Here is a 23,102-nt window from a genome sequence, read left to right as displayed (position 1 = left end):
CTCCTATCCCAATCCGATGCGCTGGACGCCGAACAGCCGGATATAGGCCGCGTAGAGCAGGAAAGTCGCAGCCAGCAGTACGGAGCCAAGCGCGGCAGCAAGGCCCCAGTTGACGGTCTGGGTGGTGTTGAACGCGATGTAGTAGGGCAGCAACTGATCGCCCGCACCGCCGAGAAGCAGGGGGGTGATGTAGTAGCCGAGTGAAAGAATGAAGACGAGAAGTCCACCGGCGGAAATGCCCGGCAGGATTTGAGGCAGGTAGACGGAGAAGAAGGTTCTGAGCGGGCCGGCGCCAAGCGAGTTCGCTGCCAGCGTCTGGTTTCTGGGAACGTTGCGCATCGCGCCGAGGATCGGCAGAACCGCATAGGGCAGGAGAATATGGGCCAGCGCGATCAGCACGCCCGTCCGATTGTAGATCAGTTCCAGCGGCTGTCCGATCAGGCCGATGTTGATGAGCAGCGTGTTGATGAGCCCATTTTTCTGCAGGATCACCATCCAGGCGGCAGAGCGCACCAGAACGGAGGTCCACAGGGGCAGCAGCAGGACGATCATCAGCAGGCTGGATACGCCGGCACCGGTCGACATCAACAGAAAAGCCGCCGGCAGGGCAAGGACGATGCAGATGACCGTGACGGTGAAGGCAATGGTGAAGGTGCGGATCAAGACATCGACATAGAGGCCGCCTTCATCCCGCGCCGCGTGGAGGCGGCCGGCGGGGTCACGGCGCAGGTCGAAGGCAGAGAGCAGATAGAAATCACTCCATGGTCCTCGTGCCCGGGCGATTGCCTGCCAAATGTCGGGCCTGCCCCAAGCCGGGTCGATGACGGGCAGTTCCGCCGCCCAGTCGGTTTCGGTGCCGGCTATTTCCGGCAGGCTGCGCACTGTCGCGGTGACAACGGTGCGCAGCGAGGGAGTATCGTAATTGAGCCGTCTTGCTGCGACCCCTGCAGTGCGTGTCTTCTTGGCAGCCATCAAATCCAATGCAACCGCGTCGTAGACAGCCGGTGCCGGCAGGCCGGTTCCATCCCATCGCTTTATCGCCTCCGCCGTCAAAGGCATGACGCTGGACAGGTCCCTATCCTCTATCGACAGCCGTAACATCCCTGCCAGCGGCACGAAGAACACTGCCAGCAAAAACAGAACAAGCGGCAGGACGAGGAAGAGGCCCGCAGCCTTGATGGAAAACCCGGTAGTCGTCGTCTCGCTCATGGCATCGGCTGCTTCTGTTGCAAGGGAATGGCCGGAAGGCAGCTCCGGGACAAGGAGCCTCTTTGCCGTATGGAAAGCCCCCGGGCTCTGGACGTGCCAGGGGGCCTCGCGTTTACTTCGCTGCCCAGGCGGAGAAGCGCTCGGTCAACTGGTCGATATGGTTGACCCAGAAGCCGGCATCGAGCGTGATGGAGGCTGCCAGATTTTCCGGTGCCGTCGGTAGGTTTGCTGCGAGTTCTGCAGGCACCAGCTTCTGTGCCTCGGTAACACCGACACCGTAGTTCAGCTTGGCCGGCCAATTGGCCTGCACGGCGGGCTTGGCCATGAATTCGATCAGCTTGTAGGCGCTGTCGGCATTGGGCGAGCCTTTCATGATGACCCAGCTGTCGACGTTCAGCATCGCGCCTGGCCACATGATCTTGAAGTTGCGCTTGTCTGCAGCGTTGGCTGCGGGAATGCGGCCATTGTAGGAAGTGGTCATGGCGACTTCGCCCGAGCCCAGCAGTTGCATCGGCTGATTTCCAGAGGTCCACCAGACGATATTAGGCTTCAGCGCATCGAGTTTGGCGAAGGCGCGATCGACGCCCTCAGGCGTTGCCAGCGTTTCATAGACCTTGTTTGCAGCAACGCCATCGGCCATCAGCGCGAATTCGAGATTCATCTTCGGACCGCTGCGCAGCGCGCGCTTGCCCGGAAATTTCTTCACATCCCAGAAGTCGGCCCAACTTTTCGGACCATTGGCGAACTTTTCGCCGTCATAGGCAACCGCGATGCTGAAGATATTGGCCGGAACACCGCACTCCGATGCCGTGCCCGGAAGGTATTTCTCCGCGCCACCGAACTTTGCGGGATCGAGGACCTCGAACAGGCCCTCCTCGCAGCCTATCGTCAGCTCTTCCGCCTCTACCTCGACAAGATCCCAGGTGTTGCTGTCGCCAGCCTGGGCCTTGGAGCGCAACACGCCGACGCCACCATCCCAGCTGTCTTCTGAAAGCGGCGCCTTGGTTTCCGTCTTGAACGGCGTGAAGAACACGTCACGCTGCGCGTCTTGAAAGATCCCACCCCAGGACACAATGGTAAGGTCACGCGCAGCGGCCATCCCAGGTAACGCAAGTGCGGCCGCCAGTGCGGCCAGATGGACTATTTTTTTCATGTTGGCATTCCCCTTGTTTTTAGGTTCGTTTTCACACTTGAGATCGCACGGCACCGGTGACCGGTTGTCGCCATGCCTATTGCTTCGGCAGGACCCGGCAGGCGCCGGCCGAGAGTTCGATGTCGATCCGCTCTCCTTGCGCGATCGGCTTTTCGCCGCCAGCACTCGTCTTGAAGACCAGCCGGCCGATGCCGTCGGCCTCGACGACGATGCGCCTCTGGTCACCGAGATAGACGATGTCGATGACAGCGGCGGAGACGTGCTGGCCGGCATCGGCTGACGCACGGCGAATGTTTTCCGGTCGGATGCTGAGGATGATTTCGTCGCCGGACCTGCACGAAGTCTGGCACCGAGCCCGCAACAGGCCTCCGCCTGCGAAACGGATCGCAACCTCATCGCCGTCCTTGGCTTCAATACGGCCCGGCAGCATGTTGTTCTCGCCGATGAAGGAGGCGACGAAAGGTGTCGCAGGCCGTTCATAGAGAGCTTCCGGGGTGTCTATCTGCTCGATCCGTCCCTTGTTGAATACGGCGACCCGGTCGGAGAGCGTCAGGGCCTCGGATTGATCGTGGGTGACGAACACCATGGTCGTGCCGAGGTCGCGGTGGAGCGCCTTCAGTTCCGCCTGCAAGTGCTCGCGCAGATTTTTGTCGAGCGCGCCGAGCGGTTCGTCGAGAACGATCAGGCGCGGCTTGAAGATGATGGCGCGAGCAAGCGCCACGCGCTGTTGCTGTCCGCCGGACAGCTGCACCGGCTTGCGGTCGCCCAACCCTTCCAGATGCACCATGGCCAGCGCAGCATCCACCCGGCTTCGAATGTCTGCGGCCTCCACCCGGCGTACGCTGAGCGGAAAAGCCAGATTGTCGCGCACCGACATATGCGGAAAGAGCGCGTAATTTTGAAAGACAACACCAATGTTGCGTTTGTGTGCCGGCAGCCTCTCGATGCGGCGTCCATCCATCTCGATTGTGCCTTCGCTCGGCGTTTCGAACCCGGCCAGCATCATCAGCGTCGTGGTCTTGCCCGATCCCGACGGGCCTAGAAACGTGATGAACTCGCCCGGCACAATATCGAGATCGATCCCGTCGATGGCCTGGTAGATTCCATAGTTCTTGGAGACACCGCTGAAGCGGACGATCGGGCTCGCCGTTGCAATGGCCATCAGCGCGACCTCCGGCTCGCGGCAATCCATGCGGACAGCCGGCCTTCCCGCTGAACTCTGGCTTCACGCATTTTCATAGGCGGTGCCCTCTTGGGGGTTAGTGGTCTGTTCGGTCTGCCATCCGGTGCCTGGCGTCAGATGATCATTCGGCGGCCTCGATCTCGGCGAAGACTTCACGGGCCAGGCGAAATGCCTCCACACCGGCCGGTATGCCGGCATAGATGGCGAGTTGGATAAGCGTGTCCTTGATTTCGTCCCGGCTGCAGCCGTTCGTCAGCGCACCTTTCAGGTGCAGCTTGAACTCCGTGCTCCGGTTGAGCGCGCCGAGCATGACCAGGTTCAGCAGGCTTTTGTCGCGCAGACTGAGCGCGGTGCGCCCCCAGCCGGCGCCCCAGCAATACTCCGTGACGAGATTCTGGAAGTCACGGTTGAAATCATCGGCCGCGTCTAGCGATTTCTCGACATAGGCCGCGCCCAGCACCGCCTTGCGAATATCGAGGCCACGTTCGAAGACGTCCTGTCCCATTACGCAGTTCCTTCATCGATAACGGGGTTCGACAGCGTGCCGATACCGGGGATTTCAACGGTGATCCGGTCTCCATGTTTCAGAAAGATCGGTGGCTTGCGCTTGAAGCCGACACCGGCCGGCGTCCCCGTCGGGATCACATCGCCCGCTTCCAGATCGATGAAGTCGGAAATGTGCTCGAGGATCGTCGGAATGTCGTAGATCATCGTTTCGGTGTTGGCGAATTGCATCACTTCGCCGTTCAGCGTCGTGCGGATGTCAAGCTTGTGCGGATCTGCAATCTCGTCGGCCGTGACGATCACCGGACCGAAAGGTCCGGAGGCGCGGAAGTTCTTGCCCGCCGTGTATTGGGTAACCCGGAACTGATAGTCGCGCACGGTCACGTCGTTGAAGATGGAGTAGCCGAAGACGTAGTCCATGGCCTCTTCCTTTTTCAGGCGGCGACCATTGGTATTTTTGCCGATGATGATGGCCAGCTCGCCTTCCCAATCGAGATGGGTGGAGACAGACGGCACGATGACCGGGCCGCCGTCAGCGACAAAGGTGTTGGCGAAGCGCGCGAAGATGATCGGAATCGGTGAGATTTCGAGGCCGGCTTCCTTGGCGTGCTCAGCGTAATTGCGCGCTACGCAGATGATCTTGGGCGGGCGGCCGATCGGCGGCAGCAACTTCACGCCCGAACGCAGCTTCGAGATCGCATCGTTCGCAACGTGGTCCGCTTCGAAACGAGCGATGACTGCACGCGCCGATTCAGAGAAAACATCCGGCTCCTCGAAGAACGTCTCGATGCGCGAAGGGATGATTTCGATCGTCTCGTCGTCTGCGGCGTAAAGTTCACTGGCGCCGGCAAGGTCGATCACACGATCGCCACAGAGGGCGCCAAAGCGTGGGGTGCCATTTTCATCGTAACTGACGAGTTTCATTTTTTTGTTCCGCTATTTGAACATTTATGTTCGTATTTAGATCATATTGTGCGATACTCGTCAATGATCCGCTTGCTACAAAAACGGTGTCGAAGTAGTAGTCTTCTGATCATTTCCGGCCAGAAACCGGTATGACCTACGCAGCGGAACGGGCGGCTCGACCTTCACAGGAGTTGAAATTGGCGGAAATCTCATCGACGGGAGACCAGATGCTGACCGTTCTCGAAACGGTGGCGGGGCAGGGGCCCGTCAGCGCGTCCGACGTGGCGCGAATGTGCGACATCAACCGCACGGTGGCCCATCGTCTGCTCGTGACGCTGGCGCAACGCGCTTATGTCCGCCGAAGCGACGAGGGCTATATCGTCGGGCCTGCCGTCTTCAGTCTTGCACGACAGACCGGCACGGATCTGCGCAGCGTCGCCAAACCCGTCATGCAGAGACTGGCGGCGGAAATAGGCGAGACTGTCGTTCTGCACGGGCTGGACAATTGGGAGGCCGTCGTCATCGACCAGGCCGTCGGCCAGCGGCATCTGGTGCGCGTCGAACACAGTCCCGGTTCGCGCCACCCGCTCTACAAAGGAGCCAGCGGCTGGTCTATCCTGGCGTTCCAGGGCGAAAAAGCGATCACTCGTATCCTGAAGAAAACCGACGACCCGGTTGCGGCCCTTGCACGAATCGAAACGACGAAGGCCGATGGCTGCTCCATTTCTCATGACGAGCTGCAGATGGGCGTTCACGGGATCGCCGCGCCCCTTCTCGAAAAGAACGGGCGCTGCGAAGCAAGCCTTGGCGTTCTTGTGCCAAGTACGCGTGCCCATTTGCTTTTGTCGGTGCAAAAGCCGCTCCTCGAGGCGGCCGCGGAGATCATGAAAGGCCTCAACTGACCGATTGAAGATGCGCATCATCGCGTTGAGGCCCTTCTGTTCAGTTGTCAGGTGTTGAGACCGGAGCGAATGCCCTTGCGTGCCTCGGCTGCATCACGTTCGCGCCGGTCGACATAGGCTTCGAAATCGAAGTTGAGGAGGTCGATTTCCTCGATCGGGTCGTATGCGCGCGATGCGCCTTCCCAGCCGATCTTGTCGATGCCCCAGTAGAATTCCAGCAGATTGCCGTCGGGGTCGCGGGCATAGAAGCGCGGCTGGTTGCCGGGTCCGCCTTTGCGGCTGTTGACGATCTCGACGCCCCCGTCCCGCATCTTCTTGAAGAGCCCTTTCAGGTCTTCCGGCGTATTCAGCTCAAACGCGATATGGTGCAGTCCGAAACCATAGCGCGGCGCATCCGGTGCATCGGCGGCGAGAATGTCGCGGCGCATCCGGAAGATCGACATTTCATGATGAGTGACGTCACAGCGCAGGAAGGCTCCCGCGGCGACGGCCACGCCATGGCCGATCTTCTCTTCCGGATATTCGAACTTTTCCGTCAGACGCATACCCAGATACGTCGAATAGAAATCGATCGTGCGATCGATATCCCTGACTGTGAGCCCAACATGACCGAGCCTGACAACGCGAACCTCCATTCGATGATCCTCCTTTACATTATCCGTTAATTGAACATATATGTTCTTTATACGAACATCATCGTTCGCGCAAGAGGCGCGAAACAGGCAATGTCATCGCTGACAAATGAATGAAAACGAGGGAAAATGACCGATACAATCAGCATCGCGGTAATCTGCGGAAGTCTTCGCCAAGGATCGTTCAATGCGGCGATCGCGCGGGAATTTTCGACGCTTGCGCCAACCGGGATCTCTTTCCACCCGCTGGACGGCATGGAAAGTATTCCTCACTACAATGCGGATATTCAGTCTCAGGGCTGCCCCGCCATCGTACTCGACTGGGCCGAGATCATCCGGTCTTCGGATGCCGTTGTGTTCGTCACACCGGAATACAATTACTCGATCCCCGGCGTTTTGAAGAATGCGCTCGATTGGCTGTCACGGCTGTCTCCGCCGCCGTTCTCGGGCAAGCCGGTCGCGATCCAGACGGCTTCGGTCGGCATGCTCGGCGGTGCGCGGGCGCAATACCACCTGAGACAGGTGCTGCTTTATCTCGATGCATTCGTGCTGAACAAGCCGGAGATCATTATCGCAGATGCAGCCAGCAAGGTCTCGGCGCAGGGCGAGCTTACTGACGAGACGACACGGCGGCTGATCGCAGAACAGCTCGCCGCGCTTCAGGGGCTTATCCAGAGGGTAGCAGCATCTTGAGCATACCCCGCAAACTGTGCAGCAGTTTTGCGACCACGACATGGGGGAAACCAAAGATCTAAAGCGTCAGCAGCGAAGCTGAAAGATTGCGACGCGCATTAGTAAACCTTTGCCGTGTCCGAACTTCCGGCGGTGGTCGCGCCAGCGTTCCGAAAATCGGAAAGCTGGCGTGAAGCACCGTTTGCCAGGAGGCCGACATCGTTGCCGATGGCGACGAAGGTGGCGCCAAGTTCCACATAGCGGTTGGCAAGCGACTGGTCAGCGGTCAGGATACCGGCGGCCTTGCCGTGCGACTGGATACGGATCAGCGCCGCTTCCACCGCCTGCTGCACCTCGGCATCGCCAGGCCTGCCGAGATGGCCCATGTCGGCGGCAAGATCGGCCGGTCCGATGAAAACACCATCGACGCCGTCGGTGGTGGCGATGTCATCGAGTGCGGCCAGCCCGGCGCGGCTTTCGATCTGCAGCAGCAGGCAGACCTCGTCATTGGCGGTCTGCAGGTAGTCGGGAATACGATTGAATGCCGAAGCTCGGGCAAGCGCTGCCCCGACGCCTCGCACGCCGTGCGGCGGATAGCGCACCGCGCGCACCATGGCTCTTGCCTGGTCGCCGCTCTCGATCATCGGCACCAGCACCGTCTGCGCGCCGATATCGAGGATCTGCTTCAAGATCCAGGCCTCGCCGATCGGTGCCCGCATGATCGGATGGCTCGGCGAACCCCGGAGCGCTTGCAACTGCGCCATCATCAGAGGGATATCGTTCGGCGCATGCTCGCCATCGATCAGCAACCAGTCATAGCCCGCGCCTGCGCAGACCTCGGCCGCATAGGGGTTGGCGAGCGCCAGCCAGAGGCCGATCTGCGGACGCTTCTCCATCAAGGCCGCCTTGAATGTGTTTTTTGGCGCCGGCATGGGCATCGCTCCTATGCGAAATAGCTGCTAACGGTGCCGTAGGGTCCGAAATCGGCAACGATCGTATCGCCGCGACGTGCTTCGACCGGGCGAATGAAGGAGCCGGCAAGGACGATCTGGCCCGCCTCGATGCCGTCGCCATAATCAGCCAGCCGATTTGCAAGCCAGGCAACGCCGCGCGCCGGCTGGTTGAGAACTCCGGCACCCAGACCGGTTTCCTCGACCTCGGAGTTGCGACTAACAATTGCGCCCATCCAGCGCATGTCGACAGTGTCGGGTCGCATCATGCGTCCGCCGAGCACGATGCCGGCATTGGCCGCATTGTCGGAAATCGTGTCGACGATGGTCCGGGCCTTCTTCGTTTCCGGATCGACACGCAGGATCCGCGTATCGAGAATTTCCAGCGCCGGCGTCACATAGTCGGTGGCATTGAGCACGTCGAAGACCGTGGCGTTTGGGCCCTTCAACGGCGCCTTCATGATGAAGGCGATTTCCGCCTCGATGCGTGGCTGGATAAAACGATCCTGCGGAACCGTCTCGCCGTCCTCGAATATCATGTCGTCGAACAGGACGCCGGAATCGGGAATGTCGATATTCAGCGCATACTGCATCGCCTTGGAGGTAAGGCCAATCTTCCAGCCGATCACCTTGCGACCGGAAGCGACCTTCTTCTTGACCCAGGCCGACTGCACAGCATAGGCGTCGCCCATCGTCATGCCGGGGTACTGCAGCGACAAAAGACCGGTCTGGACGCGTGTCCGCTCTGCGATGTCAAGCCTTTCGGCCGCTTGGCGGATCTCATCGGGTGTCAACATGGTCAAACCTCGTCTGTGATCGTGTTGCGCAAGATGCCGATACCATCGGCCTCGACCTCGACGACATCGCCCGGCTTCAGCCAGATCGGCGGATCGAAGCGGGCACCGGCACCGGTTGGCGTGCCGGTGACGATCACATCGCCGGGAACCAGCGTAGTGAAGGTCGAGATGTAGTTGATGATCTTGCGAAAGGAAAAGATCATCCGGCTGGTGCGGTCGCTCTGGCGGACGTCTCCGTTGACGCGGGTTTCGAGCCTGATGTCGGCGATCTGCGCCTCGTGCGTGAACGGGATCAGCCAGGGGCCGATCGAGCCGGTGCGGTCGAAGTTCTTGCCCTGGGTGACGTTGAACTTGGCGTGGCGGACCCAGTCGCGGATCGTGCCCTCATTGCACAGAGACAGCGCCGCGATGTGGGATAGTGCCTCAGCCTCGGGAATGCGCCGGCCGGTCTTGCCGATGATGATGACGATTTCACCTTCGTAGTCGAGCTGCGGGCTTTCCGGCGGTCGGATCAGCGGCTGATCGTGGCCGGTGAAGGAGCGCGGAAAGCGAGTGAACAGGGAGGGATTGGAAGGCGCTGCCTGCCCATCCTTATATTCCTCGTTGCGGTCGGGGAAGTTCACGCCGACGCAGATGATCTTCTCCGGGGCGGGAACAGGGATTTCGTAGCGGATGTCCGACACCGGGAAATCGGGCTCCAAGCCCGCCGCTTCCTCAGCGAGCTTCAGCAGCACGCCGTCGGCAATCACCTCGCGTAGCGTTGGCCACTTCGTGCCATGGCGGGCGGAAAGGTCAATGATTCCATCTCCGGCAAGAACGCCGTATCCACTGTGGCCGTTGCGGGTAAAGCTGACAAACTTCGGGTGGGACATGGTTTTTCTTCCTATTCAGTTCAGCCGATGCCGCCGAGGCAGACATATTTGATCTCGGTGAATTCCTCGATGCCATATTTCGAGCCCTCACGGCCGAGACCCGACAGTTTGACGCCGCCAAACGGCGCTTCGGCTGTCGAGATCAGGCCGGTATTGACGCCGACCATGCCGTATTCCAGCGCCTCGGCCACACGAAATACCCGGGCGAGATCCTTGGCGTAGAAGTAAGAGGCGAGGCCGAACTCGGTGTCGTTTGCCTGCTCGATGACGTCGGCTTCGTCCTTGAAACGGAACAGCGGCGCTAACGGCCCGAAGGTTTCCTCGCGCGCCACCGCCATGTCCTTGGTGACCTCGCCCAAGATGGTCGCCTCGAAGAAGGTGCCGCCCAGCGCATGCCGTTTGCCGCCTTGCACGACGCGCGCGCCCTTGCCCACCGCGTCTGCGATATGCTCCTCGACCTTGGCTAGGGCGGCCTTGTCGATCAGCGGTCCGAGGATGACGCCTTCGTCAAAGCCGTTGCCGGTTTTCAGCTTGCCGACGGCCGCCGCCAGCTTCGCGGCGAAGGCATCATAGACGCTGTCCTGGACATAGATGCGGTTGGCGCAAACGCAGGTCTGGCCGTTGTTGCGGTATTTGGCAATCAGCGCGCCTTCGACCGCAGCATCGAGGTCGGCATCGTCAAAGACAATAAACGGCGCATTGCCGCCAAGCTCGAGGCCGAGTTTCTTAATGGTCGGGGCGCTCTGCTTGTAGAGCTCGGTGCCGATTTCGGTCGAACCGGTAAAGGTCAGCTTGCGCACCACCGGGTTCGAGGTCATCTCGGCGCCGATGGCCGCGGCCGAGCCGGTGATGACGCTGAAGAGGCCCTTCGGCAGGCCGGCGCGTTCTGCCAGGATCGCAATCGCGATCGCCGAGAACGGCGTCTGCGAGGCAGGCTTCAGCACCATGGCGCAGCCGGCGGCAAAGGCGGGACCGGCCTTGCGGGTGATCATCGCATTGGGGAAGTTCCACGGCGTGATTGCCGCGACGACGCCGATCGGCTGCTTCATCACCATGATGCGCTTGTCGGGCTGGTGGCCGGGGATCAGGTCGCCGTAGATGCGGCGGCCTTCCTCGGCAAACCATTCGATGAAGCTCGCACCATAGACGATTTCACCGGTCGCCTCCGCCAGCGGTTTGCCCTGTTCCAGGGTCAGAATACGGCCAAGATCGTCCTTGTTTTCGATCATCAGCTCGTACCATTTGCGCAGGATCGCGCAGCGTTCCTTGGCAGTGCGCCCAACCCAGCCCTTCTGGGCCACGCGGGCAGCCTCAATGGCCGTCCTGGTCTCGGCGGCGCCCAGCTTCGGCACCCGGCCGATGATCTCGCCAGTCGCCGGGTTGTTCACCTCTATCGCGTTGTTCGGATCGGCCTCGATCCAATTATCGCCGACAAGAGCGGCTTGGCGGAACAAGGAAGGATCTTGCAATTTCATGGCTGGCTCCTCACCAAGCATTAAAAAAACGGCGGACGCTTTCGCGCCCGCCCAGCTGGGGAAATTCAGGGCGCGACGATCGGCTGGGCCTTCAGCACGGAATCACGCACCTCGGTACCGGCAAAGGTGCTGCCTTCCTCGAACCAGGATTTCGGCGCCGGAGCCCCCCAAAGCGTCTGGCGCTGCGGATCCTTGAGATCCCATTTGATCGGCTCGAGATCGGGATCGACCGTCTGATAATCCGAGCAATAGATCTCGATGCGGTGGCCATCCGGATCGCGGATATAGAGGAAGAAGGCATTCGAAATACCGTGACGGCCGGGGCCGCGCTCGATATTGGGCAGCCAACCGGTGGTCGCCATCAGATCGAGCAGGTCGATGATGTTGAGCGGCGTCGGAACCCAGAACGCGGTGTGATGCAAACGCGGACCGCGACCGTTGGTAAACGCGATGTCATGGACGCCACCCTTGCGATGCGTCCATGCCGCCCAGAGCTTCCCGGTTTCCTCGTCGGCAGTGTATTCCGTCACGCGGAAGCCGATCTCATTGTAGAAGGCAACGCTTTCGTCGACATTCGGTGAGAAGCAGTTGAAGTGATCGATACGGAGCGGCTTTACGCCTCTGTAGAGGGCATATTTCTGGTGGATCGGCGGCAGGCGGTCCATTTTCGAATAGAATTCCAGCGGAATGCCATGCGGATCGCGGGTACGGAAGGTACGCGACTGGTAGGGCCGCTCGATCCATTCGACCGGCAGGCCGTTGCCCTTGAAGAAATGCTCGGCCTTATCGAGGTCCTCGTCGGAGAAGACTTTGAAGCCGAGATCGCGTGCTTCGGCGGCGGCTTCTTTTTTCAGGACGATGCAGTGATGCCCTCGTTCTTCGAGCGCACGCAGATAGATCGTGTCTGCCGTCTCGTCGGTCACCTGCAAGCCGAGCGTGTCGACGTAGAAGGCGCGCGATTTCGCAAGGTCGGTCACGGCAAGCTCGACATGGCTGAGGCGCACGATGTTGAAGGCCGGATAAAGATTGGGTGTGGGCAGGGGCATGGGGTTCTCCTCCAAATTCAATAGGGTGTCCGGTGCACTCAGCCGCCGAGTTTCTGGATCGCATGCGCCTTGGTGGCGAAAGCAACGTTCTTGGTCTCCATGTAGAAATCGAAGGACCAATCGCCGCCGTCACGGCCGATGCCGGAATTCTTGACGCCGCCGAAAGGGGTCGGCAGATGGCGGACGTTTTCCGAGTTCACCCAGATCATCCCGGCTTCCAGGGCATCGGTGAAGCGGAAGGCGCGGGTGACGTCCGAAGTCCAGAGGTAGCCGGTGAGGCCATATTGCACGTCGTTGGCAAGCGCCAGTGCATCGTCCTCGTCCTTAAAGGGGATCGCGATCAGAACAGGTCCGAAGATTTCTTCCTGCGCAATGCGCATTTGGTTGTTGGCGCTGGTGAAGAGGGTGGGGGATACGTAGCATCCGCCACCCGGCCCTTCGAATTTCGTGCCGCCAGCGGCAACCGTCGCGCCGCCGGCTTTGCCGATCTCGATATAGTCCAGCACCTTCTTTTCGTGCACGGGGTGGATCAGCGGGCCGACCACAGTTTCTGGATCAAGGGGGTGGCCGACCTTGATGCGCTTGGCTTTCTCGGCGACCATCGCCGTGAAGCGGTCGTAGATGCTTTCCTCCACCAGCAAGCGGGAGGATGAGGTGCAGCGCTCGCCATTCAGCGAATAGATCATGAAGACGGCAGCATCGGCGGCGCGCTCAAGGTCGGCATCGGCAAAAACGATGACGGGGTTCTTGCCGCCGAGTTCGAAATGTACCCGCTTCAGCGTGTCGGCGCCCTGTTTCATGATCATCGAGCCGGTGCGGCTTTCGCCGACGAAGGCGATTGCTCTGATGGCAGGATGCTCGGTCAGCGCCTTGCCTGCGTCCTCGCCGAGCCCGTTGACGAGATTCCAGACCCCCTTCGGCAGACCAGCCTCTTCGGCGATTTCGACCAGCAGCCGCGCAGTCAGCGGCGAGAATTCCGCCGGCTTGTGTACGATCGTGCAGCCGGCAGCGAGCGCCGGTGCAATCTTCCATGTCGACAGCATGAAAGGCGTATTCCATGGCGTAATGACGCCGACCGGGCCGATCGGTGCGCGAGTAGTGATGTTGACTTGACCATCCGCACGCAGCGTTTTGCCGTCACGGGCTTCCACGGCGCGATCGGCGAAGAAGCGGAAGTTCTCTGCTCCGCGAAGGGCTGCCTTCGCCATAAATTTCAGCGATTGACCGGTGTCCATGCATTCGACGAACGCGATCTCTTCGGAACGCGCTACGATCGCATCGGCGATCTTATGGAGAAGTTTCTTGCGCACGTCGCCCGACATCGCGGCCCAGGCAGGAAAGGCGGCTTTTGCGGCTTGTGCCGCCCGGTCCACATCCGCCGCCTTGCCGTGTGCCACCTTTGCCAAAACCTTCAGGTCGACCGGAGAGATGATGTCGAACGTGGTGCCATCGGCTGCTGGCATTGCCTCGCCAGCGATATGGTTCAATACGCCGTCTTTGCGAAAGCGGGCCAAATAGGCTTCGGCCTTTGCGATGTTTTCTTCAAGTGTCGACATGCTTTTCTCCGATGTGTCCTGCTTGCGATCACTCGCTGCGGCGCTAACCGTTTGTCTTGCGCAGGCGCGGGTGGATGGCGTTTTTCTTCCAGCTCAGCGCCGGGTCGATTTCGCGGATTTCGAGGGTGAGGGCGAAGTGCGGCGTCTCGAACAGCTTGCGGAGGTGTTTCGTGACGGCGGTAAAGATCGCTTCGCCGGTGCGCCGCTTATCCTCCTGGCTACGACCTTCGCCGATGCGAAAGGACATATCGATGAAGGCATTTTCATCAAGCAGATCGGCAATCGCATAGGCTTCGCAACGGATGGCGCGCACCCGCACGGCACCGGTCTCGAACAGGCCCGTGCCGAGAATCTCGGCGTGGACGACACGGCACAGCGCGCCGAAGTCCACTTTTCCGTCGAGATTCGCCGAATAATCCATGGTGAAATGCGGCATCGTTCCTCCCCGCGCCACGACCTCAGTATATTTAACATGTTAAATATTTTGTCGGCTCTGTCAAGGGCATCGTGGCTGCCGGCCACGTTGCGCGGTTCAAGAAATTGATCCATAGAACCCTTATGACCAAACAATCCCCTGACGATAACGGCATAATGCAGGATGCCTTGCTGCCCCGCGATACACGCCGCTCGCTGCCGATTGCGTTGCTTCGGGCGCGTGAAGCGGTGATGGGGCACTTCCGGCCCATGCTGGCGCTGCATGATGTGACGGAACAGCAATGGCGCGTTATTCGCATTCTGGCGGAAGCCGGAACACTGGATGCATCGGAGATGTCGGAACGGGCCTTTATCCTTGCTCCGAGCCTGACGCGGATCATTCGGTCTCTCGAGGAGCGCGGCTTCATCACCAAGAGCAAGGATGCTGAAGACGGCCGCCGGATACTGTTGCAGATCACGGCCGCGGGACTGAAGATCATCAACGAGGTCAGTCCCGACAGCCGGACGATTTATACTGCGCTTGAGCAGCGGTTCGGCCGCGAGCGCATCGATACCTTGCTCGACATGCTCGACGAACTGGCGACGCTGAACAAATAGCACGGCCTCCGCTCCTATCTGCTGGTGCCGGTTTGGAGGGTGTCTGCCAACGCCAGAGCATCGGCTACATAGGGCTGAAGCCGCTCTGCCGCATCCGGCGCGCCAATTCGCTCACCGATCCAGCCGATATAAGTGATGCTGCGCAGAACCATGAAGAGCGGCAGGGTTTCAAGGGCGCTGTCCGGTAGCGACCGTACGCCGCGATATCCCTCGATCAACGCTGCCTTGATGAGTTCGTAGTGCGGCTCGCCGCGATTCTTGAACAAGGCTGTGGCGATGTCGAACATCCGCCAGCCGTAGCCACCATCGTCAAAGTCGATCAATTCGACATGATCGCCGTCTATGAGGACGTTTTCCCGAACGAGATCGGCATGGATGAGACCATAGTCGAGATGGCGGAGTGCATCGGTTTTCTCTCGCAGCAAGAGCCTGAGATCCGACAATCGCATCACCTGATCCGGCGATAATCCTGCACAATCCCAGAATCGGCCCCAAAGCGGCTGCCCGCCAAGCAAACCATCGCCGTCCCATGCCGGGCGGCGGAAGTTGGCCGGTGGTCTCCAGGCATCGGTGGCTGTGTGCATCCGGGCTATCGCTTCACCCAGCGAGCGGAAAATAACGACGAGGCGCTCCCTGGAATGCGCAAGAAGAACACCCGATTGGCCGAGCGGGCTGCCGGTCATCCAACTGACGATGTCGGCGTATTGGTCACCGAACACAGGATTTGCCGCAAGCGCAACGATTTGGCGTCCGTCCAACGTGGAAACAGGTGCCGGAACGCGCAGGCCCGCCTCGCGTAAGGCTGCCATCCAGGAGAGTTCCGAAACCAATGCATTTTTGTTGTGATAGCCGGGCCGGTGCAGCCGCAGGGCTGCAGGCTCGCCGCTCCTGAGCGTCACCCGGAATACCGCATTCTCCCGGTATTTCAGGAGCTGGGGTATCTGGGCGCCGAGCTCCCAGCTGGCAAGCGCTTCGCATGCCCGCGCACTCAGCGCCTCCATGAAAGAGGTGGTTTCATGTTCCGACATGGCCACCGTCACAATCCGGACAGAACGTCATCGAGCGTGGAAAGCATCAAATCGGCATTCTCCTTCGAAAATGGCATGGGTGGCCGGATCTTGGTCGCGCATTGATGCACCCCGATTTTGCCCATCAGAACGCCGCGCGCGCGCATGTCATTGATGACCTTTGTGGCGATGTCCGGCGCCGGGGTCTTTTTCTCACGGTCGAGAACCAGCTCCGCCCCGAAGAACAGGCCGCTGCCACGCACGTTGCCGATGACGTCATGTTTTTCGGACAGGTGTTTGAGGCCGTCTTGCGCGTAGGCGCCGACGGCACGGGCGTTTTCCATCAGCCCTTCATCTTCGATCACGTCGAGAACCGCCAGCGCCGCAGCACAGGAAACCGGATTGCCGCCAAAGGTATTGAAATAGCGAAAGGCCTTGCGGAAGGCGTTCAGCGTGTCGGCATTGGCGACGACGCCGCCGACCGGATGGCCGTTGGCCATCGGCTTGCCGAGCGTCACCACGTCGGGCACGAAGCCTGCGCGCTGATGGCCCCACATATGGCCGCCAGTGCGCCCGAAACCCGGCTGCACCTCGTCGGATATGACAAGCCCTCCCGCCTTGCGCACGGCAGTGATTGCCTTGTCGAGAAAGCCCGTCGGCAGGTCGGGAAATCCCTCATTGGCAAAGAACGGGCAGATGATGAGCGCCGAAAAGCCGTGCGGGCTGCTCTGCAGCGAGGCGATCGCTTTTTCCACTTCAGAGGCGAAAGCCTCCGCAAAGGCTTCGCCGGGCATACCACCCATGGGCCGATAGCTGTCGGGCGCCGGCACGTGGCGGACATGGCCGCCGAAACCGCCGACCGGGGGCATGCGGGTAGAGAGCTGCGACACGGCCGCGGTATTGCCGTGGTAGGTATGGTTGGTCGCGATAACACCGGTCTTTCCCGTAACCGCCTGCGCCATACGCAACGCGATGTCGTTGGCTTCACTGCCGGTGCAGGTCATGATCGCAGTATCGAGGCTCTTGTCGAATGTAGCCGTCAGCCGCTCGACATAGTCGAGGATGCCTTCATGCAAATACCGCGTGTGGGTATTCAGCGTCGACGCTTGCCGGGTGATCGCGTCGACGACGCGTGGGTGGCAATGGCCGACGTGCGGCACATTGTTGTAGCAATCGAGATATTTCCGGCCGTCGGCATCCCACAGCCAGACACCTTCTCCACGCACCAGTTGAACCGGGTCGTCATAAAAGGTGGACATGTTTCGGCCAAGAAGCCGCTCGCGGCGGGCGAGAAGTGCTGCGTTTTCCGCCATGTCATTTGCCTCCTGCGGCAGCTGTCAGGCCTGCCTCGAGTGCGGCGAGGATCCGATCTACATCGGCTGTGGTGATGATAAGCGGCGGCGAGATGATGACGTTGGAGCCGGAGGTACGCACCATCACGCCGGCGTCGTAGGCCGCGTCTTGCAGGCGCTGGACCACATCCTTCGGCGCGCCGGTCTTTGCCGCGCGGTCCGTCACCAGTTCCAGCGCGCACATCAGCCCTTTGCCGCGCACGTCGCCGATCAGTTCATGTTTTTCTTTCAGCCTGTTCAGACCAGCCAGCAGTTCATTGCCGCGCGCGCCTGCAATGGCGGCCACGTTGAGGCGCTTGGTTTCCTTGAGCGTCGCCAGCGCCGCCGCTGCACCCACAGGGTGGCCGGAATAGGTGTAGCCATGACCGATCGTGCCGACGGTGTTCTTGTTGGCCTCGAAGGCTTCCGCGATCTTGTCGGCGATCATCACCGCACCGAAGGGATAATAGCCGTTGGTAATCGCCTTGGCGGTCGACATCAGGTCGGGCTTGGTGCCCCACAGGCGCGACCCCGTCCAGGCACCGGTGCGGCCAAAGGCTGTGATGACCTCGTCGGCGATCAGAAGAATGCCATTCTTGTCGCAGATGGCACGCATCAGCGGCATGAAGGTTTCGTGCGGCACCATGATGCCGCCGGCGCCCAGCACCGGCTCCATGATGAAGGCGGCGATCGTATCGGCGCCCTGGAAGGCGATCTCGTCTTCGAACTGACGACCGATGGCCGCCGCGATTTCCGCCGGATCGTCGGTGCCGAAAGGATTGCGGTAGCCATAGGGAGCCGCCAGGTGCGAAACGCCCGGGAGCAGCGGCTCGTAGTTGCGACGGTTGTTGGCATTGCCGTTGACGGACGCACCGCCGAAATGGGTCCCATGATAGCCTTTCTTCAGCGCCACGAATTTGGTGCGCTCCGGCTGGCCATTGACCTTGTGGTACTGGCGGGCAAGCCGCAGGCAGGTCTCCACGGAATCCGAGCCGCCCGAGGTGAAGAAGGATCGGCTGAGGCCGTCTTCCTTGAACCACTCAGCCAGTTCGTAAGACAGTTCGATCAGCGGCGGATTGGTGGTGCCGCGAAAGGCGGAATAATAAGGGAGTTCCTCGAGCTGGTCACGGATGGCCTGTTTGATCGGATCGCAGGAATAGCCGAGGTTGACGTTCCAGAGCCCCCCGACGCCATCGAGCACCGTCTTGCCGTCGATATCGGTGATTTCAACACCGGAAGCCGCCCTGATGATGCGCGGCGGATTGGCCAACATGTCGGCCGGGTGCGCCATCGGGTGCCAGACATGACGGGCGTTGTTTTCGGTCAGAAAATTGGTTTCGCGCATATCGCAGTCCTCTTCGTTCAAAGTCCAAGCATGGAAAGGGCGCGGGCATAGCCGTCAGCGGGCCGGGTAACGTCGAAATGGACGTTGGGAAGCTTGACGACGTCGGCGCCCTCAATGTTCTTCAACTGATCGTCGACGAAGACGCAGGCTTCGCGCGGAAGCCCGACCTCGGCGATCACCTGTTCATAGGCGCGCGGATCCGGTTTCAGGATCTTCGTGTAGGTGGCATCGACGATAACGTCGAAGAAATCGATCAGCGGGAAACGCTTGCGAAATTCGACACCGTAGAAAAGATCGAGTTCATTCGAAAGGATGGCGAGCCGCAGGCCGGCGGCCTTGGCGCGGGTGATGGCGTCTGCCGCTTCCGGACGCAGCACGAGATCGGCATCGGCGCCGCGCGCCCGCTGGACGAAGGTCTTCATGTCGGTCCAATCCTCACCGACCAGCCGGCCGACTTCCGCGGTCCGTGTCATCCAGTAGTCGCGTTCGGTGATCTCACGGTTCTGCATCGATACCCAGAGTGGATCGGTCGTTGTGTCGAACGGACCGCGCCAGGTGAGTGTGCCGGCGGCAAGGCCAAGCGCCCGCTCGGTGACGTCGTGCGTTTCGAACAGCGTGCGGGTGACGACGCCGCCGAAATCGAGGATGAGTGCGCGATCACCTGTCATGGCCTGCCTTCCTGGATGATGCCCTGTGCAACCCACGCATCGAATACGGCGAGGGCTTTTGTGGAGAATTGAGGGGAATTGATGTGACCATCGACCTCATGCAGGGCGACGGATGGGGGGAGGGCCAGGCGCATCGCATCGATAAAGGCTGAAAGGCCTACCGGATCATGCAACGGTTCACCCGGCTGGTCCCATTCCTGTATGCCTTCGAGCGGCAGGATCAGGGCGACCGGCGCCTGCGCGCCGCCAAGCTTTTCTCCGATCAGGGCAGCCGTTGCCCGGCGTCCTTCAGGCGAGGTGGTGACCGAGCCGATCAGCCGGTTGTGTGCGTGATAAGGTCGGTCGGCAAGTGCTGCCGGCAGCGGCTGCCACGCGGGCAGGTCCACCATATCGACCGCGCCGGGCGCGACGATCTGCGGTATGCCGGAGCGGCCCGCATTTTCCATGCGGTCAGGACCGGAGGTGACCACGGTGCCATTCTGGTGGTTGACGACTTCCTGCATGCAGAAGTCGAACACCGCGGCAAAGCCTTTCTGCGCGGCAATCGCCTCGAAGGCCCGTCCGCCCATGCCGGTCGAGTGGAATACTGCGACCTCATAGCCGCGCTTTTCAAGCTCCGGCTTCAAATGTTTCATATATTTGAGGCAGGTGGAACCGAGGGAGGTCATTCCGATCAACGGCCGCTCCGCCTTGGGCTTCACGCAGGAACGGGCAGCCCCGACGACGGCACCGCAGGCCTGGGAAAGCACGGCGCGGCAGATATCGTTCAATCCGTAAAGTCCGCCGGCCCACAGTATCATCATCAAGTCCGGGGCGATGCGCTCCGGCGGCACGAGATGCGAATAGGCAATCGTCGAGACCACGAATTTGGGAACGCCGAGCGGCAGGGCGGCCGCCACGTCAAGCGCAAGGTCCGTACCCATGGAGCCGCCGAGAACAATGATGCCATCCGCCTTTCCGGTCGCATGCAACGTTCCGACGAGAGCCGCAGCGCCGGTCGACATCAGCGCCATTGCTGAATTTTCGTCGCCGCTGTTAATGATCGCTTCGATCGAGGTTCCCGCCGATTTGGCGATGTCGTGCCGGGAATAATCCGGTGTGTAAGGCGGATCTGACAAGATACTGACGTCAACCATGACCGGTTCTGCGCCGGCATCGCGGATGATGCCTGCCATGAACTGAAGCTCGTCGGATTTGGTGTCACCGGTTCCAATCACAAGGATGCTGGGCAGGCGTGTTTGTTCTGGCGAAGGCTCTGCTGGGCTCATTCAACCGGTCCTCTTTGTTTGCGTTTTTGTTCCCGAAGGCCGTTCCGGCCCGTAGTATTTTTCTGAGATACGTTTGGCTGTGTCGGCGACGGCTGCGCCGAAGCTCGCCAGAGTGGCCGCGCGCGCACGTGCCAGCGGCGCCGCGATGGTGATGGAGCCGATCGGTTGACCGGTCGGCGAAAGAATGGGAGCGCCGGTGCTGACGACGCCGACTTCGAGACCCTGGCTGCTGATCGAAAATCCGCGCGCGACCGTTTCGTCTATCAGTTTGTGGACCACGGCCGGATCGGTCACGGTGTGCTCGGTGAAGGCTTCCAGCGGCTGCGACAGGACCAACTCGATGTATTTCTTATCGGAGAAAGCCAGATAGGCGAGGCCTGATGCCGTGGCGTGGAAAGGCAGGCGCGTGCCGATCTCGACGATGACCCGGTGAGCCCGCGGTGAGTCCTCGACATGGATCGTCGAAAGTGTGCTGCCGCTGAATTCGGCGAGATGAACAGTTTCCTCGGACTTCTCAGCGAGCTCCCTTACGAAGGGGATGGCGACCCGCAGGAACGGATAGCGCGCCTCGCGAATCCGCGCCAGGCGAACCGGAGCTGAACCGATCCGGTATCTGCGCGTCTCCGGATCCTGCTCGACGAAGCCATGCTTTTCCAACTCGACAAGCAGGCGGCGGGCCGTCGCTTTGTCGAGGTCGCAGAGACGGGCGATGTCCGTCAATCCCGCTTCGTGGTTGAGTTGCGACAGGCTGTCCAGCAAGGACAGTGCTTTTCCGACGGTGCTCATGCGGTTTCCTTTTTTGCCCGGTCGTCGTTCGATACCGGTCGGTGTTACGGACACCTGTCTGGGTCATCACCGTCGATGCCGGTCCTCTATGTCGGCACAAACTACTTAACATGCGAAATAACTTGACAGGTGCAGCCGTTATTTGCAAGTCTATATTTGAAGCAATGGTTCAATATGTGAACCATATGCGCCGACCTGCGCGCGGCCAAGAGCAAAAGAAAAAACGCGGCAGATTAGTCCGGTTCGAAATGACGGCGGTTTGGGAGGACGGTTTTCCCGGAGCGCAATCGGATAGTTGCAACAAGGGGAACTTGAGCAAAATGGACAATCAATTCTCAACAGGCGCAGGTGAAAACCAGCTGCGCAAGAACAGTCTCGGCGTCGGCGCCGTGACATTTCTGGTGGTATCGGCCGCAGCGCCGCTGACGGCGGTCGCCGGCGGTGTGCCTCTGTCGATGGTGCTCGGCAACGGCGCGGGCATCCCGCTGACCTTTCTGCTGGTCACGGCAATCCTGGTGCTATTTGCGGTCGGCTACGTCGCCATGGCGCGCCACATCCGCAATGCCGGTGCCTTTTATGCCTATACCGCCCAGGGTCTCGGTGGCATGATGGGCGGTGCAGCCGCCCTCATCGCCATCCTTGCCTACAATGCCATGCAGATTGGCGTTTTCGGTCTCTTCGGTGCGGCAACCGCAGGGTTCTTCGCGGGCATCGGCCTTGAATTGCCATGGTGGGTCTGGACCTATATCGGCATCGCCGTCGTCGCGGTCTTCGGCTATCGGCGCGTTGATCTGTCGGCCAAGATATTGACGGTCCTCGTCATTCTTGAATATGTCGTCGTGCTGGTCATCGACGCCGCTATCTTGCTCAAGGGCGGTGACAGCGGCATCTCGGCCGTACCCTTCACGCCCGCCGCCTTCATGAGCGGAACGCCGGCAATCGGCATTCTCTTCTGCTTTGCAGCGTTCATCGGCTTCGAAGCCACCACGATATACAGCGAGGAAGCCCGCGAGCCGCACAAGACCGTGCCACGCGCGACCTATATCTCTGTCCTTATTATCGGCCTCTTCTACATGCTGACCTCGTGGCTGATGGTCAACGGCGCCGGCGCCGATAAGCTCGTTCCAGAACTGCAGGGCCTCGCCGATCCGACGACCTTCCTCTTCGGCCTTGCCGAACGCTATGTCGGTCACTGGATCGTCCCGGTCATGAACGTACTCTTCATCACCAGCCTGTTTGCCGGCGTGCTCGCCTTCCACAATGGCGTTGCCCGCTACATGTATGTCGCCGGCCGCGAAGGTCTGCTGCCGAAGTCTGTTGGTGTCACCCACCCTGTCTTCCAGAGCCCGCATGTTGGTTCGGTGATCCAGACGATTGTCGCCGCTCTCGTCATCGCGCTCTTCGCCTTTACGGGGCAGGATCCCGTGCTTGCCCTCTTTTCGTGGCTCACCAACGTCGGCACGCTTGCCATCATTCTGCTGATGGCCTTCACCGCATTCGCCATCGTCGCCTTCTTCAGCCGCAATCCCGGCCTCGAGGGCAACGTTCTGGTGACCAAGATCTTGCCGGTGATCACCGGCGTCATCCTGCTGGGACTAGTCTACTATATCACCGTGAATTTCGGCGCGATCGCCGGCGCAAGCGGTGTGCTCGCCGTGCTTCTGCCGGGCTTGGTGGTGATTGCCGCCATTGTCGGCTTGATAGCAGCTGCCCGTCTGAAGTCGGAAGATGCTGCTGGTTTTGCCCGGCTCGGCGCCGGACAGGAAGCCTGACATATCTGGATCATGATGGCGGACGCTGGTCCGCCA

At 60.6% G+C, this 23,102-nt stretch carries 23 protein-coding genes; 4 read left to right on the top strand and 19 right to left on the bottom strand.

Annotated elements, in window-relative coordinates:
• Window positions 1–3: 3 nt before the first annotated feature.
• The 5 genes from J3P73_RS20180 to J3P73_RS20160 form a co-directional block, all read right to left on the bottom strand.
• Entirely contained in the window at window positions 4–1,209 is a 1,206-nt protein-coding gene (locus J3P73_RS20180) for an ABC transporter permease (protein WP_130692577.1), read from the bottom strand.
• 112 nt (window positions 1,210–1,321) lie between these two features.
• Window positions 1,322–2,362 (bottom strand): ABC transporter substrate-binding protein, encoded by a 1,041-nt coding sequence (locus tag J3P73_RS20175; protein ID WP_003577020.1) that lies wholly within the window; start codon window positions 2,360–2,362, stop codon window positions 1,322–1,324.
• A 76-nt stretch (window positions 2,363–2,438) separates the two neighbouring features.
• Window positions 2,439–3,524 carry an ABC transporter ATP-binding protein gene (locus tag J3P73_RS20170; protein WP_397516208.1) on the bottom strand — a complete coding sequence of 362 codons (1,086 nt, stop codon included), beginning with the start codon at window positions 3,522–3,524 and terminating at the stop codon, window positions 2,439–2,441.
• Between the two features lie 142 nt (window positions 3,525–3,666).
• Window positions 3,667–4,050, bottom strand: a complete 384-nt coding sequence (locus J3P73_RS20165; protein ID WP_003577023.1) for a carboxymuconolactone decarboxylase family protein — start codon at window positions 4,048–4,050, stop codon at window positions 3,667–3,669.
• On the bottom strand, window positions 4,050–4,973 hold the full coding sequence (locus tag J3P73_RS20160) for a fumarylacetoacetate hydrolase family protein (RefSeq protein ID WP_018073556.1): 924 nt from the start codon (window positions 4,971–4,973) through the stop codon (window positions 4,050–4,052). The genes J3P73_RS20165 and J3P73_RS20160 overlap by 1 nt, the downstream gene beginning before the upstream one ends.
• Window positions 4,974–5,152: 179 nt before the next feature.
• On the opposite strand from J3P73_RS20160, the gene J3P73_RS20155 reads away from it, so the two are divergent.
• A complete protein-coding gene (locus J3P73_RS20155; RefSeq protein ID WP_020397622.1) occupies window positions 5,153–5,857 on the top strand; it encodes an IclR family transcriptional regulator in 705 nt (234 codons plus the stop codon).
• A 47-nt stretch (window positions 5,858–5,904) separates the two neighbouring features.
• On the opposite strand, the gene J3P73_RS20150 is transcribed toward J3P73_RS20155, so the two are convergent.
• Complete coding sequence (locus J3P73_RS20150; protein ID WP_003577030.1) at window positions 5,905–6,492, bottom strand: VOC family protein; 588 nt, start codon at window positions 6,490–6,492, stop codon at window positions 5,905–5,907.
• Window positions 6,493–6,618: 126 nt separating this feature from the next.
• Here J3P73_RS20150 and J3P73_RS20145 point away from each other — a divergent pair, with 126 nt between their 5' ends.
• Window positions 6,619–7,182 carry an NADPH-dependent FMN reductase gene (locus J3P73_RS20145; protein ID WP_207579692.1) on the top strand — a complete coding sequence of 188 codons (564 nt, stop codon included), beginning with the start codon at window positions 6,619–6,621 and terminating at the stop codon, window positions 7,180–7,182.
• A 98-nt stretch (window positions 7,183–7,280) separates the two neighbouring features.
• On the opposite strand, the gene hpaI is transcribed toward J3P73_RS20145, so the two are convergent.
• From hpaI to J3P73_RS20110, 7 genes are all read right to left on the bottom strand, one after another.
• Entirely contained in the window at window positions 7,281–8,093 is an 813-nt protein-coding gene (gene hpaI, locus J3P73_RS20140) for a 4-hydroxy-2-oxoheptanedioate aldolase (protein WP_130692571.1), read from the bottom strand.
• A gap of 11 nt (window positions 8,094–8,104) precedes the next feature.
• Window positions 8,105–8,908 (bottom strand): 2-oxo-hept-4-ene-1,7-dioate hydratase, encoded by an 804-nt coding sequence (gene hpaH, locus J3P73_RS20135; RefSeq protein WP_018073561.1) that lies wholly within the window; start codon window positions 8,906–8,908, stop codon window positions 8,105–8,107.
• 2 nt (window positions 8,909–8,910) lie between these two features.
• Complete coding sequence (locus J3P73_RS20130) at window positions 8,911–9,780, bottom strand: fumarylacetoacetate hydrolase family protein (RefSeq protein WP_130665046.1); 870 nt, start codon at window positions 9,778–9,780, stop codon at window positions 8,911–8,913.
• A 20-nt stretch (window positions 9,781–9,800) separates the two neighbouring features.
• A complete protein-coding gene (gene gabD, locus J3P73_RS20125) occupies window positions 9,801–11,255 on the bottom strand; it encodes an NADP-dependent succinate-semialdehyde dehydrogenase (protein ID WP_130665045.1) in 1,455 nt (484 codons plus the stop codon).
• Between the two features lie 65 nt (window positions 11,256–11,320).
• The gene (hpaD, locus tag J3P73_RS20120) at window positions 11,321–12,301 is read right to left on the bottom strand and encodes a 3,4-dihydroxyphenylacetate 2,3-dioxygenase (RefSeq protein WP_130656140.1); all 981 of its coding nucleotides are present in this window, start codon (window positions 12,299–12,301) and stop codon (window positions 11,321–11,323) included.
• Window positions 12,302–12,339: 38 nt separating this feature from the next.
• Window positions 12,340–13,857 carry a 5-carboxymethyl-2-hydroxymuconate semialdehyde dehydrogenase gene (gene hpaE / locus J3P73_RS20115; RefSeq protein ID WP_207579691.1) on the bottom strand — a complete coding sequence of 506 codons (1,518 nt, stop codon included), beginning with the start codon at window positions 13,855–13,857 and terminating at the stop codon, window positions 12,340–12,342.
• 43 nt (window positions 13,858–13,900) lie between these two features.
• Window positions 13,901–14,293, bottom strand: a complete 393-nt coding sequence (locus J3P73_RS20110; RefSeq protein ID WP_024323647.1) for a 5-carboxymethyl-2-hydroxymuconate Delta-isomerase — start codon at window positions 14,291–14,293, stop codon at window positions 13,901–13,903.
• A 122-nt stretch (window positions 14,294–14,415) separates the two neighbouring features.
• Here J3P73_RS20110 and hpaR point away from each other — a divergent pair, with 122 nt between their 5' ends.
• Window positions 14,416–14,889 carry a homoprotocatechuate degradation operon regulator HpaR gene (hpaR, locus tag J3P73_RS20105; protein WP_024323646.1) on the top strand — a complete coding sequence of 158 codons (474 nt, stop codon included), beginning with the start codon at window positions 14,416–14,418 and terminating at the stop codon, window positions 14,887–14,889.
• Window positions 14,890–14,903: 14 nt separating this feature from the next.
• Here the strand turns inward: hpaR and J3P73_RS20100 are convergent, their stop codons facing one another.
• The 6 genes from J3P73_RS20100 to J3P73_RS20075 are packed head-to-tail and all read right to left on the bottom strand — an operon-like array spanning window position 14,904 to window position 21,294.
• On the bottom strand, window positions 14,904–15,917 hold the full coding sequence (locus J3P73_RS20100) for a phosphotransferase enzyme family protein (protein WP_130656138.1): 1,014 nt from the start codon (window positions 15,915–15,917) through the stop codon (window positions 14,904–14,906).
• A gap of 8 nt (window positions 15,918–15,925) precedes the next feature.
• Window positions 15,926–17,209, bottom strand: a complete 1,284-nt coding sequence (locus J3P73_RS20095; protein WP_130692569.1) for an aspartate aminotransferase family protein — start codon at window positions 17,207–17,209, stop codon at window positions 15,926–15,928.
• 1 nt (window position 17,210) lies between these two features.
• Window positions 17,211–18,572: an aspartate aminotransferase family protein gene (locus J3P73_RS20090; RefSeq protein WP_130692567.1), complete on the bottom strand. Its 1,362-nt coding sequence runs from the start codon at window positions 18,570–18,572 to the stop codon at window positions 17,211–17,213.
• Between the two features lie 17 nt (window positions 18,573–18,589).
• On the bottom strand, window positions 18,590–19,240 hold the full coding sequence (locus tag J3P73_RS20085; RefSeq protein ID WP_130692565.1) for an HAD family hydrolase: 651 nt from the start codon (window positions 19,238–19,240) through the stop codon (window positions 18,590–18,592).
• Window positions 19,237–20,508, bottom strand: a complete 1,272-nt coding sequence (locus tag J3P73_RS20080) for a Tm-1-like ATP-binding domain-containing protein (protein WP_130692563.1) — start codon at window positions 20,506–20,508, stop codon at window positions 19,237–19,239. Before J3P73_RS20080 ends, J3P73_RS20085 begins: the two co-directional genes overlap by 4 nt.
• Window positions 20,509–21,294 (bottom strand): IclR family transcriptional regulator, encoded by a 786-nt coding sequence (locus J3P73_RS20075; protein ID WP_130665041.1) that lies wholly within the window; start codon window positions 21,292–21,294, stop codon window positions 20,509–20,511. It abuts the gene before it with no gap.
• Window positions 21,295–21,614: 320 nt separating this feature from the next.
• Between J3P73_RS20075 and J3P73_RS20070 the strand changes: the two genes are divergently transcribed.
• Window positions 21,615–23,066 carry an APC family permease gene (locus J3P73_RS20070; protein ID WP_130692559.1) on the top strand — a complete coding sequence of 484 codons (1,452 nt, stop codon included), beginning with the start codon at window positions 21,615–21,617 and terminating at the stop codon, window positions 23,064–23,066.
• Window positions 23,067–23,102: the final 36 nt, after the last annotated feature.

The sequence above is a fragment of the Rhizobium ruizarguesonis genome, from assembly GCF_017357285.1.
GTDB lineage: Bacteria > Pseudomonadota > Alphaproteobacteria > Rhizobiales > Rhizobiaceae > Rhizobium > Rhizobium ruizarguesonis.
The sequence above is the reverse complement of the archived record's forward strand: the minus strand, read 5'-3'. Positions and strand labels throughout refer to the sequence as shown.

What these genes read in the sequence shown, in the direction of transcription:
- J3P73_RS20180 (WP_130692577.1), bottom strand. Translation starts at nt 1,209, where the DNA reads ATGAGCGAGACGACGACTACCGGGTTTTCCATCAAGGCTGCGGGCCTC.
- J3P73_RS20175 (WP_003577020.1), bottom strand. Translation starts at nt 2,362, where the DNA reads ATGAAAAAAATAGTCCATCTGGCCGCACTGGCGGCCGCACTTGCGTTA.
- J3P73_RS20170 (WP_397516208.1), bottom strand. Translation starts at nt 3,524, where the DNA reads ATGGCCATTGCAACGGCGAGCCCGATCGTCCGCTTCAGCGGTGTCTCC.
- J3P73_RS20165 (WP_003577023.1), bottom strand. Translation starts at nt 4,050, where the DNA reads ATGGGACAGGACGTCTTCGAACGTGGCCTCGATATTCGCAAGGCGGTG.
- J3P73_RS20160 (WP_018073556.1), bottom strand. Translation starts at nt 4,973, where the DNA reads ATGAAACTCGTCAGTTACGATGAAAATGGCACCCCACGCTTTGGCGCC.
- J3P73_RS20150 (WP_003577030.1), bottom strand. Translation starts at nt 6,492, where the DNA reads ATGGAGGTTCGCGTTGTCAGGCTCGGTCATGTTGGGCTCACAGTCAGG.
- J3P73_RS20145 (WP_207579692.1), top strand. Translation starts at nt 6,619, where the DNA reads ATGACCGATACAATCAGCATCGCGGTAATCTGCGGAAGTCTTCGCCAA.
- hpaI (WP_130692571.1), bottom strand. Translation starts at nt 8,093, where the DNA reads ATGCCGGCGCCAAAAAACACATTCAAGGCGGCCTTGATGGAGAAGCGT.
- hpaH (WP_018073561.1), bottom strand. Translation starts at nt 8,908, where the DNA reads ATGTTGACACCCGATGAGATCCGCCAAGCGGCCGAAAGGCTTGACATC.
- J3P73_RS20130 (WP_130665046.1), bottom strand. Translation starts at nt 9,780, where the DNA reads ATGTCCCACCCGAAGTTTGTCAGCTTTACCCGCAACGGCCACAGTGGA.
- gabD (WP_130665045.1), bottom strand. Translation starts at nt 11,255, where the DNA reads ATGAAATTGCAAGATCCTTCCTTGTTCCGCCAAGCCGCTCTTGTCGGC.
- hpaD (WP_130656140.1), bottom strand. Translation starts at nt 12,301, where the DNA reads ATGCCCCTGCCCACACCCAATCTTTATCCGGCCTTCAACATCGTGCGC.
- hpaE (WP_207579691.1), bottom strand. Translation starts at nt 13,857, where the DNA reads ATGTCGACACTTGAAGAAAACATCGCAAAGGCCGAAGCCTATTTGGCC.
- J3P73_RS20110 (WP_024323647.1), bottom strand. Translation starts at nt 14,293, where the DNA reads ATGCCGCATTTCACCATGGATTATTCGGCGAATCTCGACGGAAAAGTG.
- hpaR (WP_024323646.1), top strand. Translation starts at nt 14,416, where the DNA reads ATGACCAAACAATCCCCTGACGATAACGGCATAATGCAGGATGCCTTG.
- J3P73_RS20100 (WP_130656138.1), bottom strand. Translation starts at nt 15,917, where the DNA reads ATGTCGGAACATGAAACCACCTCTTTCATGGAGGCGCTGAGTGCGCGG.
- J3P73_RS20095 (WP_130692569.1), bottom strand. Translation starts at nt 17,209, where the DNA reads ATGGCGGAAAACGCAGCACTTCTCGCCCGCCGCGAGCGGCTTCTTGGC.
- J3P73_RS20090 (WP_130692567.1), bottom strand. Translation starts at nt 18,572, where the DNA reads ATGCGCGAAACCAATTTTCTGACCGAAAACAACGCCCGTCATGTCTGG.
- J3P73_RS20085 (WP_130692565.1), bottom strand. Translation starts at nt 19,240, where the DNA reads ATGACAGGTGATCGCGCACTCATCCTCGATTTCGGCGGCGTCGTCACC.
- J3P73_RS20080 (WP_130692563.1), bottom strand. Translation starts at nt 20,508, where the DNA reads ATGAGCCCAGCAGAGCCTTCGCCAGAACAAACACGCCTGCCCAGCATC.
- J3P73_RS20075 (WP_130665041.1), bottom strand. Translation starts at nt 21,294, where the DNA reads ATGAGCACCGTCGGAAAAGCACTGTCCTTGCTGGACAGCCTGTCGCAA.
- J3P73_RS20070 (WP_130692559.1), top strand. Translation starts at nt 21,615, where the DNA reads ATGGACAATCAATTCTCAACAGGCGCAGGTGAAAACCAGCTGCGCAAG.